15 protein-coding genes are annotated in these 15389 nt (G+C 67.5%); 9 read left to right on the forward strand and 6 right to left on the reverse strand.

Annotated elements, in window-relative coordinates; all coding sequences use genetic code 11:
* Positions 1–34 precede the first annotated feature (34 nt).
* Positions 35–862, forward strand: coding sequence for an orotidine-5'-phosphate decarboxylase (pyrF, locus tag ACN8ZM_RS02960; RefSeq protein ID WP_043191335.1), 828 nt, complete (start codon positions 35–37; stop codon positions 860–862).
* A gap of 219 nt (positions 863–1081) precedes the next feature.
* Positions 1082–2140, forward strand: coding sequence for a haloacid dehalogenase-like hydrolase (locus ACN8ZM_RS02965; RefSeq protein WP_420210526.1), 1059 nt, complete (start codon positions 1082–1084; stop codon positions 2138–2140).
* Between the two features lie 43 nt (positions 2141–2183).
* Here ACN8ZM_RS02965 and ACN8ZM_RS02970 read toward each other — a convergent pair whose 3' ends face one another.
* Genes ACN8ZM_RS02970 through thiL form a run of 3 tightly spaced genes read right to left on the reverse strand, consistent with a single transcriptional unit; the run spans position 2184 to position 4237 of the window.
* Positions 2184–2684 carry a CinA family protein gene (locus ACN8ZM_RS02970; protein WP_034186407.1) on the reverse strand — a complete coding sequence of 167 codons (501 nt, stop codon included), beginning with the start codon at positions 2682–2684 and terminating at the stop codon, positions 2184–2186.
* A gap of 31 nt (positions 2685–2715) precedes the next feature.
* On the reverse strand, positions 2716–3249 hold the full coding sequence (locus ACN8ZM_RS02975) for a phosphatidylglycerophosphatase A (RefSeq protein ID WP_043191323.1): 534 nt from the start codon (positions 3247–3249) through the stop codon (positions 2716–2718).
* Positions 3239–4237, reverse strand: coding sequence for a thiamine-phosphate kinase (gene thiL, locus ACN8ZM_RS02980; RefSeq protein WP_089449883.1), 999 nt, complete (start codon positions 4235–4237; stop codon positions 3239–3241). Before thiL ends, ACN8ZM_RS02975 begins: the two co-directional genes overlap by 11 nt.
* 135 nt (positions 4238–4372) lie before the next feature.
* Here thiL and ACN8ZM_RS02985 point away from each other — a divergent pair, with 135 nt between their 5' ends.
* From ACN8ZM_RS02985 to ACN8ZM_RS03010, 6 genes are all read left to right on the forward strand, one after another.
* Positions 4373–6715 (forward strand): NADP-dependent malic enzyme, encoded by a 2343-nt coding sequence (locus ACN8ZM_RS02985; protein WP_280523541.1) that lies wholly within the window; start codon positions 4373–4375, stop codon positions 6713–6715.
* A 379-nt stretch (positions 6716–7094) separates the two neighbouring features.
* Complete coding sequence (locus ACN8ZM_RS02990) at positions 7095–7526, forward strand: ribonuclease domain-containing protein (protein WP_043191316.1); 432 nt, start codon at positions 7095–7097, stop codon at positions 7524–7526.
* 16 nt (positions 7527–7542) lie between these two features.
* Entirely contained in the window at positions 7543–8106 is a 564-nt protein-coding gene (locus ACN8ZM_RS02995) for a barstar family protein (protein WP_043191315.1), read from the forward strand.
* A 214-nt stretch (positions 8107–8320) separates the two neighbouring features.
* A complete protein-coding gene (locus ACN8ZM_RS03000) occupies positions 8321–9058 on the forward strand; it encodes a hypothetical protein (RefSeq protein ID WP_420210527.1) in 738 nt (245 codons plus the stop codon).
* Positions 9059–9105: 47 nt separating this feature from the next.
* Complete coding sequence (locus ACN8ZM_RS03005; RefSeq protein ID WP_205824906.1) at positions 9106–9849, forward strand: hypothetical protein; 744 nt, start codon at positions 9106–9108, stop codon at positions 9847–9849.
* 65 nt (positions 9850–9914) lie between these two features.
* Entirely contained in the window at positions 9915–10745 is an 831-nt protein-coding gene (locus ACN8ZM_RS03010) for a hypothetical protein (RefSeq protein WP_420210528.1), read from the forward strand.
* Between the two features lie 57 nt (positions 10746–10802).
* Here ACN8ZM_RS03010 and ACN8ZM_RS03015 read toward each other — a convergent pair whose 3' ends face one another.
* The 3 genes from ACN8ZM_RS03015 to speE all read right to left on the reverse strand — a co-directional run bounded on the left by ACN8ZM_RS03015 (position 10803) and on the right by speE (position 13023).
* Positions 10803–11570, reverse strand: a complete 768-nt coding sequence (locus ACN8ZM_RS03015; protein ID WP_420210529.1) for a 16S rRNA (uracil(1498)-N(3))-methyltransferase — start codon at positions 11568–11570, stop codon at positions 10803–10805.
* Between the two features lie 17 nt (positions 11571–11587).
* Entirely contained in the window at positions 11588–12004 is a 417-nt protein-coding gene (locus ACN8ZM_RS03020) for a VOC family protein (protein ID WP_420210530.1), read from the reverse strand.
* A gap of 161 nt (positions 12005–12165) precedes the next feature.
* On the reverse strand, positions 12166–13023 hold the full coding sequence (gene speE / locus ACN8ZM_RS03025) for a polyamine aminopropyltransferase (RefSeq protein WP_043191302.1): 858 nt from the start codon (positions 13021–13023) through the stop codon (positions 12166–12168).
* 216 nt (positions 13024–13239) lie between these two features.
* On the opposite strand from speE, the gene tkt reads away from it, so the two are divergent.
* Complete coding sequence (tkt, locus tag ACN8ZM_RS03030) at positions 13240–15312, forward strand: transketolase (protein WP_420210531.1); 2073 nt, start codon at positions 13240–13242, stop codon at positions 15310–15312.
* Positions 15313–15389: the final 77 nt, after the last annotated feature.

Here is a 15389-nt window from a genome sequence, read left to right on the forward strand (position 1 = left end):
GCGGTCTACCAACGGTTTGCCGCGAGTATCCGCCATGTCTTCCCCGCTTACTTTCATCGAATCGCTGCGCGCCGCGTGGCAGCGCACCCATTCGCTGCTGTGCGTCGGCCTCGATCCCGAGCCGTCGCGCTTTCCCGTGCAGTTCGACGGCCAGCCCGATGCGATCTTCGAATTCTGCCGGCAGATCGTCGACGCGACCGCGCAATACGCGAGCGCGTTCAAGCCGCAGATCGCCTACTTCGCCGCACATCGCGCGGAAGACCAGCTCGAGCGCCTGATCGCGCACATCCACCTCCAGCACCCGGGCCTGCCCGTGATCCTCGACGCGAAGCGCGGCGACATCGGCAGCACGGCCGAGCAGTACGCGCGCGAAGCGTTCGAGCGCTATCGCGCGGACGCTGTCACGGTGAACCCGTACATGGGCTACGACTCGGTCGAGCCGTACTTCGAGCACGAAGGCAAGGGCGTGATCGTGCTGTGCCGCACGTCGAACCCGGGCGGTTCCGACCTGCAGTTCCTCGACACGAACGGCCGGCCGCTGTACCAGGTCGTCGCCGACCTCGCGGCGAACAAGTGGAACGCGAAGAACGGCCAGCTCGGCCTCGTGGTCGGCGCGACGTTCCCGAAGGAAATCGAGATCGTGCGCGGGATCGTCGGCGACATGCCGCTCCTGATTCCCGGCATCGGCGCGCAGGGCGGCGACGTGCAGGCGACCGTCAACGCGGGCCGCACGGCCGACGGCACCGGCATGATGATCAACTCGTCGCGCGCGATCCTGTACGCGAGCAACGGCGAGGATTTCGCCGAAGCCGCGGCGCTCGCCGCGCAGAAGACCCGCGACACGATCAACGCGCATCGTTGATGTCGCACCGGCCGCCTTCCCGGGCGGCCGGCTCCGGCGGCCCGCGCGCGCGGGCCCGGGCCGTTTCCCTCGCTGTTCCCGCCTTTCGGCCCGCACGCCCCGCACTGACGCACGCGGACAACTTCCCGTCGCTTCCGCACCGCATCCCCGCGCGCCAATCGCGCGATGCTCCCGCTTGTCATCGATCCGTAACCAAAATGTCAAGAAAGGAGCGACGCCATGCCCAAGCTGTCCCGACGTCTTCTGAGCGCGCTTGCCGCATCGTTGTGCATGAGCTTCGCCCATGCGGCGGATCTCTCGCACTGGCCGGCCGATAGTGCAAAGGCGCTGAACGAGATGATCGCCGCGCACGCGAACCGCGGCGACTACGCGGTGTTCGACGCCGACAACACGACCTACCGCTACGACCTCGAGGAGTCGCTGCTGCCGTACCTCGAGAACCGCGGCGTGCTGACGCGCGACACGCTCGACCCGTCGCTGAAGCTGATCCCGTTCAAGGATTCCGCCGACTACCAGGAATCGCTGACGAGCTATTACTACCGGCTGTGCGAGATCGACGACCTGGTCTGCTACCCGTGGATCGCGCAGGCGTTCGCCGGGCAGTCGCTGGCCGACCTGAAGCGCCACGTCGACGCGATGCTCGCCGACGGCAAGCCGATCCCGATCCGCTACTGGCAGGGCGACAAGGTGGTCGACGGCACGGTGAACCCGCCGCGCTTCTTCCGCGGGATGCAGGAGCTGTACAACGCGCTGCGCGAGAACGGCATCGAGGTCTACGTGATGACGGCCGCGCACGAGGAGCTCGCGCGGCTCGTGCTGTCCGACCCGAAGTACGGCTACAACGTGAAGCCGCAGAACGTGATCGGCGTGACGACGCTGCTGCGCAATCCGGCGACCGGCGCGTTGACCACATCGCGGCTGCAGATCAAGGCCGGCAAGTACGACGAGGCCGCGAACCGCAGCCTGGTGATCACGCCGTTCCTGATGAACCCGATGACCTGGTACGAAGGCAAGCTCGGCTCGATCGTCGGCTGGATCGACCAGTGGAAGAAGCCGGTGCTCGTCGCGGGCGACACGCCGACGTCCGACGGCTACATGCTGCTGAACGCGACCGACATCGCGCGCGGCGGGGTGCGCGTGTGGGTGAACAAGAAGGACAAGCAGATGGCGCAGATCCGCGCGTGGTCGGATGAATCGGCCGCGCAGCAGAAGTCGCTCGGCCTGCCGGTGACGGCGGACAAGAACTGGATCGTCGTGAAGCCCGACGCGATCCAGTAAGCGGCAAGCGACGACGAGGGCGCTGCGGGCGCCCATCGATCGATCAGCCCTCGCGCTCGTCGAGCAGCTTCAGCAGCCCGCGCAGCGCATGCGCGGCCGCCTGCGTGCGGATCTGTTCGCGGTCGCCCTTGAACACGAGCGTCTCGACGTCGGTATGCAGCCGGTTGCTCCAGCCGAACGACACGGTGCCGACCGGCTTCTTCTCGCTGCCGCCGGCCGGGCCCGCGATGCCGGTGACGGACAGCGCGACCTGCGCGCGGCTGTTGCGCAGCGCGCCTTCGGCCATCGCGCGCGCGACGGGCTCGCTGACGGCGCCGTGCTTGTCGATCAGGTCGGGCGGCACGCCGATCATCTCGATCTTGGCCTGGTTCGAGTACGTGACGAAGCCGCGCTCGAACCATTGGCTGCTGCCGGAGATGTCGGTGATCGCCGCGGCGATCATGCCGCCGGTGCAGGATTCGGCGGTGGCGAGCGTCAGGTGCTCGTCACGCAGCTTGTTGCCTGCGCGGATCGCAAGCTGGTGGACGACGGAATCGGTTGGCATGCGCGTCGGGAAACGGGAGTCGGGAAATCGGTCAGCCGACGACGGAGCGCCACAGGGCGATCACGAGCAGCGTCATGAACGCGGCAACCAGGTCGTCGACCATGATGCCGAGCCCGCCTTTCAGGCGGCGGTCGAAATAGCGGATCGGCGGCGGCTTGAGCATGTCGAAGAAGCGGAACGCGACGAACGCCCACAGCTGGCCGACGAAGGTCGCGGGCGTGACGAACAGCATCACGAGCCAGATCGCGACGATCTCGTCCCAGACGACGGCGCCCGGATCGGACGACCCCATCTTCTTCGCGGTGAAACCGGTGAGCCATGTGCCGGCCACGAAGCCGACCGCGATCAGCGCCCACCATTCGGGCACCGTCAGATAGCGGTTGAGCACGACGAACGTGAGCCAGCCGAACAGCGAGCCGAACGTGCCGGGCATCAGCGGCGCGAGCCCGCTGCCGAAGCCGAGCGACACGATATGCGCCGGATGCGACAGCATGAAGCGCGCGGTCGGGCGCGGCGCGGCGCCGGGCTCGGTCGCCTGCGGTGCGGGCGTCGGGTCAGTCTGCATGGAAGTGGTCGAAACCGTGCAACGTGAGAGCCAGGGGCGCGCCGGCGGCGTCGCGCCACGCGATCGCGGGCCGCTCCGACGGCGCGGACAAGCCGCGTATTGTACCGATTCGCGTGACCGCCACACCGGCCTTCGCGCCGGCCGCCTCGACCGCTGCGCGGGCCGCGGCGGGCGCGGTAAAGCACAGCTCGTAGTCGTCGCCGCCGGCGAGCGTGCAGCGTCGCTGTACGTCGGGCGGCAGCGTCGCGAGCGCGGCCGAGCGCGGCACCGCGTCGGCGTCGATCTCGGCACGCACGTTCGAGCGCGTCAGGATGTGCTGCAGGTCGCCGGCGAGGCCGTCCGAGATGTCGAGCGCCGCGTGCGCGACGCCCGCGAGCGCGAGGCCGAGCGCGATGCGCGGTTCCGGGCGCTCGAGCGCCTGCCGGAATGCGGCCGCTTCGTTCGCGCCGGCCGTCCATTCGCCGCGGGCGACGCCGAGCCCCGCGCGCGCATCGCCGAGCGTGCCGGACACCCAGACGTCGTCGCCATCGCGCGCGGCGTCGCGACGCAGCGCCGCATCGGGCGCGACTTCTCCGAATACGGTCACGCACAGGTTCAGCGGGCCGCTCGTCGTGTCGCCGCCGATCAGCTCGCAGCCGTACCGCTCGGCGAGCGCGAACAGCCCGTTGCTGAACGCTTCCAGCCACGCCGCGTCGGCACGCGGCAGTGCGCACGCGAGCGTGAAGGCACGCGGTTCGGCGCCCATGGCGGCGAGGTCGGACAGGTTGACCGCGAGCGTCTTGTGGCCGAGCGCGTCGGGCGCGACGTCGGGGAAGAAGTGGCGGCCTTCCACCAGCATGTCCGTCGAAATGGCCAGCAATTTCCCGGATCGGGGCGTGATCAATGCGCAATCGTCGCCGATGCCGAGCGTCGACGCACGTGCGCCCTGCGCGGCGCGGCGCGTGAAGAAGCGTTCGATCAGCGAAAACTCGGAGAGGGCGGCTGGCACGGCGGGCGGATCCGAAACGATTGAAGGAACGGCATTGTACGAGGCGAACGGCGGCGTTCCTGCACCGTTCTGCCCATTTTTGTCGCGGCTGTTGCACCCGAATCGCCGGTTTGGCGGCCGATGATTGGCGCTACAATGCCGTCGAAGAGTCATTCTAATCCGCCCGCCAAGAGACACATGTCTACCCAAGCCTCCTCCAAAGCCAAGCTCCGCGAAGCCGCGCTCGACTATCACGAATTCCCGACCCCCGGGAAAATCGCGATCGCCCCGACCAAGCAGATGATCAACCAGCGCGATCTCGCGCTCGCGTACTCGCCGGGTGTGGCGTACGCGTGCGAGGAGATCGTCGAGAATCCGCTGAACGCGGCACGCTTCACCGCGCGCAGCAACCTGGTCGGCGTCGTCACGAACGGCACGGCGGTGCTCGGTCTCGGCAACATCGGGCCGCTCGCGTCGAAGCCGGTGATGGAAGGCAAGGCCGTGCTGTTCAAGAAGTTCGCGGGCATCGACGTGTTCGACATCGAGCTGAACGAGTCGGACCCGCACAAGCTCGTCGACGTGATCGCCGCGCTGGAGCCGACCTTCGGCGGGATCAACCTGGAAGACATCAAGGCGCCTGACTGCTTCATCGTCGAGCGCGAAGCGCGCAAGCGGATGAAGATCCCGGTGTTCCACGACGACCAGCACGGCACCGCGATCGTCGTGGCCGCGGCCGTCACGAACGGGCTGAAGGTCGTCAACAAGGACATCAAGAAGGTCAAGCTCGTCGCGTCCGGCGCAGGGGCGGCCGCGCTCGCGTGTCTCGACCTGCTGGTCGACATCGGCCTGCCGCTCGAGAACATCACGGTGACCGACCTGGCCGGCGTGGTCTACAAGGGCCGCACCGAGCTGATGGATCCGGACAAGGAGCGCTTCGCCCGCGAAACCGACGCGCGGACGCTGGCCGAAGTGATCGACGGCGCGGACATTTTCCTCGGCCTGTCGGCCGCCGGCGTGCTGAAGCAGGAGATGGTGAAGGGCATGGCGGAGCGCCCGCTGATCCTCGCGCTCGCGAACCCGACGCCGGAAATCCTGCCGGAACTCGCGCTCGAAGTGCGTCCGGACGCGGTGCTGGCCACGGGCCGTACCGATTACCCGAACCAGGTCAACAACGTCCTGTGCTTCCCGTTCATCTTCCGCGGCGCGCTCGACGTCGGCGCGACGACGATCACGCGTGAAATGGAGATCGCGGCCGTCAACGCGATCGCCGAACTCGCGCAGCACGAGCAGAGCGACATCGTCGCGACCGCGTACGGCATCCAGGACCTGTCGTTCGGGCCCGAATACCTGATTCCGAAGCCGTTCGATCCGCGCCTGATCGTGAAGATCGCACCGGCCGTCGCGCAGGCCGCGATGGACGGCGGCGTCGCGACGCGCGCGATCGAGGACATGGAGGCATATCGCGTCCATCTGCAGCAGTTCGTGTATCACAGCGGCACGACGATGAAGCCGATCTTCCAGATCGCGCGCGCCGCGCCGGAAGAGAAGAAGCGCGTTGTGTTCGCGGAAGGCGAAGAAGAGCGCGTGTTGCGCGCCGTTCAGATCATCGTCGACGAAAAACTCGCGAAGCCGATCCTGATCGGCCGCCCGTCGGTGATCGAGCACCGTATCCAGCGCTACGGCCTGCGCCTGACGCCGGGCACGGATTTCACGGTCGTCAACACCGAGCACGACGAGCGCTACCGCGACTTCTGGCAGACGTACTACAAGATGATGGCGCGCAAGGGCATCAGCGAGCAGCTCGCGCGCGTCGAGATGCGCCGCCGCACGACGCTGATCGGCTCGATGCTGGTGAAGAAGGGCGAAGCGGACGGGATGATCTGCGGCACGATCAGCACCACGCACCGTCACCTGCACTTCATCGACCAGGTGATCGGCAAGCGCCCGGGCTGCAGCGTGTACGCGGCGATGAACGGCCTCGTGCTGCCGGGCCGCCAGATTTTCCTGGTCGACACGCACGTGAACGTCGATCCGACCCCGGAAGAGCTGGCCGAGATCACGATCATGGCCGCGGAAGAAGTGCGCCGCTTCGGCATCGAGCCGAAGGTCGCGCTGCTGTCGCACTCGAATTTCGGCACGAGCAACGCACCTTCGGCGAAGAAGATGCGCGATACGCTCGCGATCCTGCAGGAACGTGCACCGGAGCTGAAGGTCGACGGCGAGATGCACGGCGACGTCGCGCTCGACGCGGCGCTGCGCAAGGAAATCCTGCCCGAGTCGACGCTGGAAGGCGAAGCGAACCTGCTGATCCTGCCGAACATCGACGCCGCGAACATCGCGTACAACCTGCTGAAGACGGCCGCGGGCAACAACATCGCGATCGGGCCGATCCTGCTGGGCGCGGCGCAGCCGGTGCACGTGCTGACCGAATCGGCGACCGTTCGCCGCATCGTCAACATGGCGGCGCTGCTGGTCGCCGACGTGAACGCCACGCGCTGAGCCAAAACGAACGCGCCAGGCCGGTCGAGCCGGCGTGGCGCGTCGGGCGAAATTGTAAACAAAAGCAAAAAAGAGGCGTGCCCGCAATGGGCACGCCGCGGGTAGGGCGCAAACGCGCTTCCCTCAAGCAACATCAGCACCTCTCTCCACTCAACGTAGCAGGCGCGGCAAGGAGGCAGAGTCTCGCCACGCCAGAGATGCCGGTCGCATTTTATCCTATGTAAGATAAATGTAGTGTGATTTCGGTAAAAAATGCGCAATTCTGGGTATCACGACGCTTTCGATTCCCAAACGGACATTGATTCGCGCGGCCAATAACGCTACGCTAACGCCTTTGTTGGTCGTCAACTACTTGATTTAACAGCGGGAACCCTGGTTCATGGCACGCAAGTGGCTCCGCAACGGCGCGCTCGCGTCCGTCTTCGCGATGTTCGCGATGGGTATCGTCGGCACGCCGACGGGCAGTCTGGTTTCCGCCGCTTACGCACGGCAGGCCGTACCGGCCGATGTGGTGGCGAGCGGGCTCGATACGATTCCGACCGCCAGTCTTCCGCGCGAGGCCGTGACCACGCTGGGCCTGATCGGCGCCGGCGGCCCCTATCCGTACGAGAAAGACGGCGTCGTGTTTGGCAACCGCGAGCGGATCCTGCCAAAAGCGAAGCGCGGCTACTACCATGAGTACACGGTACCGACGCCGCGTGCCCGCAATCGCGGCGCGCGCCGGATCGTCTGTGGCGGGCCATTGCGTCGGATCGACAACTGTTATTACACGGGCGACCACTACAACAGTTTTAAACGTATTGTTGAATGACTTCGGGACGAATGGCATGAGCGACTCCATCTACGCGCACGAAACGGCGGCGGCGGAACTGTTCGCAGCCGGCGACGGCAATCTGTTTCAGCGCGTGATCCAACTGCACGCGGCGGCGCAGGCTGGCGGCACGCCGGAGCAACAGGAAGCCGAGCCCGGGCTTTCATCGAACGAGGAGCCTATGAGCCTTTTCACGACCGTGCGACCCAATCTCGTGCAGTCGATCCGCGCGTTCCGCGTGCAGGATCTCGCCGACGAAGCCGGCCGGCTCGGCCAGCATTTCCTGTATGCGTATTGCGGCGCCGCGCAGTCGAAGCAGGAAGTGATGGAAACGATCGCGACGTCGTTCCTGTTCCCGAAGCATTTCGGGAAGAACTACGACGCGCTGTACGACTCCCTGACCGACCTCGTCGCGAAGGCTGGCACGCAGCCCGGTTTCGTGATCGTTCTCGAGGGGCTGCCGATCGCCCAGAAGTTCGACAAGGAAGGGCGCGAGACGCTGCTCGACGTGTTCCGCGAGGCGGCCGAATTCTGGGCCGAGCGCAAGGTCGCGTTCCGCGTGTTCTACTCGTTCGCGTAAGCGCGCGTCGGCCAGCGGCCGATCCGGCGCAACCCCGTCAAAAAACGAGCCCGCTTCGAGCGGGCTTTTTTGCGTCCGCGCGTGTCGCGCGCACGGCATCTGGCCCGACAAAAACCTTTCATCGCACACCTTTTTCCGCGACAATCGGTCAGCCCGGCCGCGGCCACCGCGCCGGGCGTACAACACCAATCATTCGAGAGAGGGCCGTTTTCCCATGATCGCTACCCGATTCGCGGCGCGCGCGCGCGTGCGCCGCCCGCTCGTGCACGCGCTGGCCGCGTGCGCCCTGTCGCTCGGCATCCCGCTGGCCGCGCAGGCCGCGTCGCTCACCCCCGAACAGACCCTCGACATTTATCTGGGCGCGATCGTCAACAACGACGCGGCCAAGGTCGAGCAATTCAACGCCACGGTAAGCGCGACCGCCGATCCGAAGGATGCCAAGAACATGCTGCTGCCGGCCGACATGTACAGCGAGATGCGCGAACAGATGCTTGGGCAGGTGATGGCGTCGATGTCGGATGCCGGGCGCGAGGCGCTGGCGCCGTCGCTCGACTCGATGCTGGTCGCGTACACCGGCGCGTTGCGGCGCTCGCAGTGCAAGGCCACCGGTGCGAAGCGCACGCCGCGTGCAGGCGGGAAGGGGCAGGAACTCGCCACGGTCAGTTTCGAATGCAAGGTGGCCGACGTCACGCCACCGAGCGACGCGGTCATGACGGCCGGCAAGGACGCGAAGACCGATCAGCAGCGCTTCGCGGCGGCCCGGACGGGGTTCATCAGCGTGGCGCGCGCGTTCAACGACGCACGGGTTACCCGGCGCATCACGGGGCAGGTGGAGATGGTCGGTTCGGACAGCAAGGGCTGGACGACCGACAGCCCCGAAAGCCTGCTGAAGCCCGTCGTCGACGCGCTGTCCGGCCCCGTTGTCGCGGCGGTCGCCGCCAGCCAGCAATGAGGCCGCCACGCCGGCCAGAGCGATTCGAACCCTTCATGACCCGACCGATGAACCTTTCCCTTCATGCGCGCCGCGGCGCGCGTCTTCCGTTGTTCCGTGCCACCCGCGCGGCCGTGCTGTCCATGCTCGTCGTGGCCGGTGCCGCGCATGCGGCGGTGCTGACGCCCGAGCAGACCACCGACCTGTATCTCGGTGCCTTCGTCAACGGCGACGTCGCGAAGGCGGCGCAGTTCAACGATGCGATGCGCACGCGCTTCGACGGCAAGGACGCGCTCGACGTGGCGGCCGTCTCGAAGCTCGGCGACACGATGCACGAGCGCCTGGTCACCGGCTTGCTGGCGAGAATGCCGCCCAAGTCCCGTTCCGCCTTGCGCGGGCCGATCAGCGCGTCGATCACGTCGTATCAGCAGGGGCTGGCCCGTTCCGAATGCAAGGCCACCGGTTCGACGCAGAAGCCCAACGAATACGTCGAGGGTCAGTCGATCGCGACGGTCGATTTTTCGTGCCGCGTCGTGGACGTCGAGCCCGGCGTGAACGCGCTGAAAGAGAAGCTCGGCAATCCGCGCCTGAAAACCAACAAGGCCCTGGCGACCTTCATCACGGCGTATTTCACGGGCATCGCGAAAGTCTATGACGACGCGCCGATGAGCCGCACGGTGACGGGGCAGCTCGACCTCTACGGCACGAACGAAACGGGCTGGCTCACGGGTTCCCCGGGTGACGTGCTGTCGCCGCTGGTCGACGCGTTGCTCGACCCGATCAGCAAATCGGGCGGCGAAGCCGATCAGTAAGCGATGGCATCCCGGCGGTCGGCGCGCGTCGCCGGCGCACCGGGCGTGTGAACGGAGAGCGAACGATGAAGATCTTCACGCGAGGGCTGTTGGTTGCCGCCGCCGTTGTTTCGATTGGCGGTGCGGTTGTTGCGGACGCCGGCGCGACCGAACCGGATTCGATACCGGCGTCGCCGGCGGCGCATGTCGCCGTCGAACGGCTGCTTGCCGATCTGCGCACGCGCTCGACGCCCGGCCAGTATGCAGCGGTGGCCGGCGCGATTCACGCGTCGCCGGCACTGGCGACGCAACTGGACGAACTGGTCGAGGCCGGCCTGTTGACGCGCATCGCGGTCGACAGCGGCGACGCCGCGCTCGGCAGGACGACCGGCGCGTTGCGCAACGGGAGCGTGTGGATCCTGACGCCGGCGTTCGTCGCGAACCAGGCGCCGCGGCGCCTGTTCGACGTGGTGCAGGACGACGACATCCTGCCGGACAACATGGTGTTCGCGCTCGGCTACATGGCATGGCGGGCGAAGCACGATGCCGACGTGAGCCGTGCATCCGAGGCGCTGCAGGCATCGGGCGACGGCGCGGACGCGAAGAAGCAGCGTTGGATCGACCTGAACACGCGGATCGACGCCGGCGGCTTCATCCAGGGCTGGAACGACACGGTGGATGCCGCCACGTTTCAGCATGACGGCCGGCCGATCACCATCGTGCAGACGGCCCAGATGATGATGAACCTGCGCTATCGCGGCCCGCTGATCAAGGCGATCCGGGCGACGCCGCCGGCCCCGAGGCTGCGGTTCTTCGCACCGGCGCTCGCGCTCGACGCGGACAACCTCGATGCGCTGGCGTCGGCGCTCCAGGCTTCTCCCGTCATCGATATCGAGCCGTTGAGCGCGGCGCGCTGAGGGTCGGCGCGGTGCGTCGACGGCATGCCGCGGCGCGTGCCCGGCCGCGCATAGCCATCACCACCCGCCCCAGCGCGCGGCGAGCGCGGCGAGCACGGCCGCACCGGCCGTCTCGGTGCGCAGCACGCGGGGCCCAAGCGACAGCGCGGTGAACCCACGAGCGCGCGCCGCGTTTTCCTCGTCGGGCGACAGCCCGCCTTCCGGCCCGATCAGCAGCGTGACGGTTGCGGCCGGCGGCGCGTCGGGCAGCGACGCGAACGGGATGCTCGCGCGTGGCGACAGCAGCAGCCGCAGCTCGCCGTCGGCCGGTGCGGCCGGCAGCGTATCGAGCCACGCGTGGAAGCCGGCGACCTGCGCGACGTCGGGCACGCGGTTGCGCCCGCATTGCTCGCACGACGCGCGCACGACGCCGTGCCAGTGCGCGACGCGCTTGTCCGCGCGTTCGCCGGTGAGCTTCACGACGCCGCGCGCGGTCGACAGCGGCACGACCGCCGCCACGCCGAGCTCGACGGCCTTCTCGATCACCCAGTCCATCTTGTCGCCGCCGGCGATGCCTTGCGCGAGCGTCACGCGGTAGGGCGGCTCGGCTTCGGCCGGGTCGAACGTGTCGATCTGCGCGAGTGCGCTGCGCTTGTCGATCTCGACGAGCCGCGCGCGGTACTGGCCGCCGGTGCCGTCGAACAGCGCGAGCACGTCGCCGGGCTGCAGGCGCAGCACCTGCGCGTGGCGCGCGACATCGGCCGGCAACGCGAGCGTGGCGTCGGCGCGCAGTGCCGCGTCGACGAAAAAGCGCGGCACGGCCGCGGTGGTGGTGGCTTCGTTCATGCGTGTAGCGGTGTGGGTCATGCGTCGAGACGGCGCCCGAGCGCCCATCGGTAGCCGTCGAGATCCTCGATCTGCGCGAACCGGTCGCCCCAGAACTGATCCTGCGGCGCACTCAGCGATTTCGCGCCCGCGTCGAGCGCGCACTGCCAGGTGGCGTCGACGTCGTCGACATACAGATAGAACGATTGCGGCGCGATGGCGTTTGCGCTCTTCGGCGTGAGCGCGGTCGAGCCGAACGCGCCCTCGGGCGCGAACATCACGATCAGCTGGCCGCGGTAGGCCATCTCGACGTGCATGATCGCGCCGTCCTCGTCGTGCACGTCGCGCAGCTCGAAGCCGAATGCGGCCTGGAAGAAATCGATGGCCGCGCGCGCGTTGCGTACGGCCAGGTAGGGCGTCAACCAAGGCACGTTGGCCGGACGTGGATCGGTCATGAAAATCTCCTGTGGGGGCGCTTCGGCACGTGCTCTGACTCCATGCGTCGGCGTTCGTTCAGGGGGCGGCGCGGCGTCCGGGGCGTTCCGCCCCGGTGCGATGCATCACGAATCCTGCGAAGACGCGATGGAAAACGGAAGCGAGGCGGCCGCCCGGACGTTCAGCGGCGAACGCCCAGTGTATCGCGCAGCGCGCACGGCAGGGCAAACAGGGACGCATGCAGCCGCGCGTCGTAGTAGCGCAAGCCCTGGACGCGACGGGCGGCGAGCCGTTCGTCGATGTCGTGGGCGAACAGCGCGGCCGCGTCGAGCGTGTCGCTCGCGATCGCCATCAGCCACTGCGAGCCGTACAGCGGCACGTGCGCGGACAACGGATCGACGACCGCGAAGCACGCACGCAGGTCGTCGAGCAGCGCGGCGATGCGCGCCGCGTGGAACACCGGCGAGCCGAGGTGCATCGAGATTGCACCGCACGGCGTCAGGATCCGCTTGAGCCGTGCGTAGAACGCGCGCGTATAGAGGCCGGCCGCCGGCGAATCGGGCGGCGTGAGGTCGAACACGACGAGATCGAAATGCTCGACGGTCGACTCGACGAAATGCGCGGCGTCGCCGATCACGACCTCGACGCGCGGATCGTCGAGCGCACCCTGGTGCACGTCGTCGAGATAACGGCGCGCCATCCCGACCACCTCGTCGTCGAGTTCCGCGATCACGATCCGCTCGATGCACGCATGCTTGAGCAGCTGGCGCGCCGCGCCGCCGTCGCCGCCGCCGAGCACGAGCGCCCGGCGCGGTGACGGGTGCGCGAGCGCGGCCGGGTGCGTCATGCACTCGTGATAGACGTACTCGTCGCCGACTGACGTCATCGGACGGCCGTCCAGCGTAAACAGTCGGCCGAGCTGCGGGGTTTCCCAGACTTCGATCTGCTGGTGCGGGGACGCGACGCGCGCGAGCCGCCGGGCGTTCGGGAAGCCGTAGGCGGCGTCGGGCGTAGGGTGGAAGAGAAGTGTCGTGCTCACGGGCGGGCGGCTCAGGGCTGGCAGTTCCGACGTCTGAATTATAGGAGGCGGGCAGTTTGACGGAAAACCGTGCCGGAACACTGTGCATAGACAAGGGAAATGTCAGCCCATCTGTTAAAATGACGAGCTTTGCAGCCCCGTCCGTAGGCTCCGTCCGCTTCGCGTCCGTCAGGCGCCGCACCGCGCGCCGGGAACGATTGACGCTCGAGCTTCCGGATGCCGCCGTGCCCCCGTTTCCTCGACTCGTTCTCCGGACTCGACATGACGACTTCGTCTCCCGCCTCCACCACCCTGATGGCCAACGCGATCCGTGCGCTCGCGATGGACGCCGTCCAGCAAGCGAACTCCGGCCACCCCGGCATGCCGATGGGCATGGCCGAAATCGGCGTCGCGCTCTGGTCGCGCCATCTGAAGCACAACCCGACGAACCCGCACTGGGCGGACCGCGACCGCTTCGTGCTGTCGAACGGCCATGGCTCGATGCTGCTGTACTCGCTGCTGCACCTGACCGGCTACGACCTGCCGATGGAAGAGCTGAAGAACTTCCGCCAGCTGCACTCGAAGACGCCGGGCCACCCGGAATACGGCATCACGCCGGGCGTCGAGACGACCACCGGCCCGCTCGGCCAGGGTCTCGCGAACGCGGTCGGCATGGCGCTCGGCGAAGCGCTGATGGCCGACGAGTTCAACCGTGATGGCGCGAAGATCGTCGATCACCACACGTACGTGTTCCTCGGCGACGGCTGCCTGATGGAAGGCATCTCGCACGAAGCCTGCTCGTTCGCCGGCACGCTGAAGCTGAACAAGCTGATCGCGCTGTACGACGACAACGGCATCTCGATCGACGGCGACGTCGTGAACTGGTTCCACGACGATACCCCGAAGCGTTTCGAAGCCTACGGCTGGAACGTGATCCCGAACGTGAACGGCCACGACGTCGACGCGGTCGACGCGGCCATCGCGAAGGCGAAGCTGTCGGACAAGCCGACGCTGATCTGCTGCAAGACGGTGATCGGCCAGGGCGCGGCGACCAAGGCCGGCGGCCACGACGTGCACGGCGCGGCGCTCGGCGCGGAAGAAATCGCGAAGACGCGCGAAGCGCTCGGCTGGACCTGGGCACCGTTCGAGATTCCGCAGGAAGTCTATGCGGCATGGGATGCGAAGGAAGCCGGCAAGCGCGCCGAAACCGAATGGGATGCGACGTTCGCTGCCTATCGCGCCAAGTTCCCGGCAGAAGCCGCTGAATTCGAGCGCCGGATGGTCAACCAGCTGCCGGCCGACTGGGCGCAGAAGGCTGCCGCGATCATCGCCGGCGCGAACGAGCGCGCCGAGACGGTAGCGACCCGCAAGGCGTCGCAGCAGGCGATCGAAGGCCTGGCTGCCGCGCTGCCCGAACTGCTCGGCGGCTCGGCCGACCTGACCGGCTCGAACCTGACCAACTGGAAGGCGTCGAAGGCCGTCCGTGCGAATCCGGAAGGCCCGGGCGTCCAGCTGGGCAACCACATCAACTACGGCGTGCGCGAATTCGGCATGAGCGCCGCGATCAACGGCCTCGCGCTGCATGGCGGCCACAAGCCGTTCGGCGGCACGTTCCTGACGTTCTCCGACTACAGCCGCAACGCGCTGCGCGTCGCCGCGCTGATGAAGGTGCCGTCGATCTTCGTGTTCACGCACGATTCGATCGGCCTCGGCGAAGACGGCCCGACGCACCAGTCGATCGAGCACGTGTCGAGCCTGCGCCTGATCCCGAACCACGACGTGTGGCGTCCGGCCGACACGGTCGAGACGGCCGTCGCGTGGACCCACGCGATCGCAGCCGACCGTCCGTCGAGCCTGATCTTCAGCCGCCAGAACCTCGCCTTCAACCCGCGTACCGATGCGCAGATCGCAAACATCGAGAAGGGCGGCTACGTGCTGAAGGACTGGGACGAAGAGATCGTCGCGCGCAAGATCATCCTGATCGCGACGGGCTCGGAAGTCGAACTCGCGATGAAGGCCGTCGCACCGCTCGCGCAGCAGGGCATCGCGGCCCGCGTCGTGTCGATTCCGTCGACCAACGTGTTCGACCGCCAGGACGCCGAATACCGCGAACGCGTGCTGCCGCACGGCGTGCGCCGCGTCGCGATCGAAGCCGGCGTGACCGCCTTCTGGCACAAGTACGTCGGCCTGGAAGGCGGCGTCGTCGGGATCGACACGTTCGGCGAATCGGCGCCGGCCGGCGTGCTGTTCAAGCACTTCGGCTTCACCGTCGAGCACGTCGTCGAGACGGCCAAGGCCGTGCTGGCCTAAAGACATACGCGACGCGCGCCACCCCTCGCGCGCGTCGCACCGTGAAGCTGCACGAAACGAATTTTTTCAGCCATCAG

This window comes from Burkholderia aenigmatica (assembly GCF_048627025.1).
Classification (GTDB): Bacteria; Pseudomonadota; Gammaproteobacteria; order Burkholderiales; family Burkholderiaceae; genus Burkholderia; species Burkholderia aenigmatica.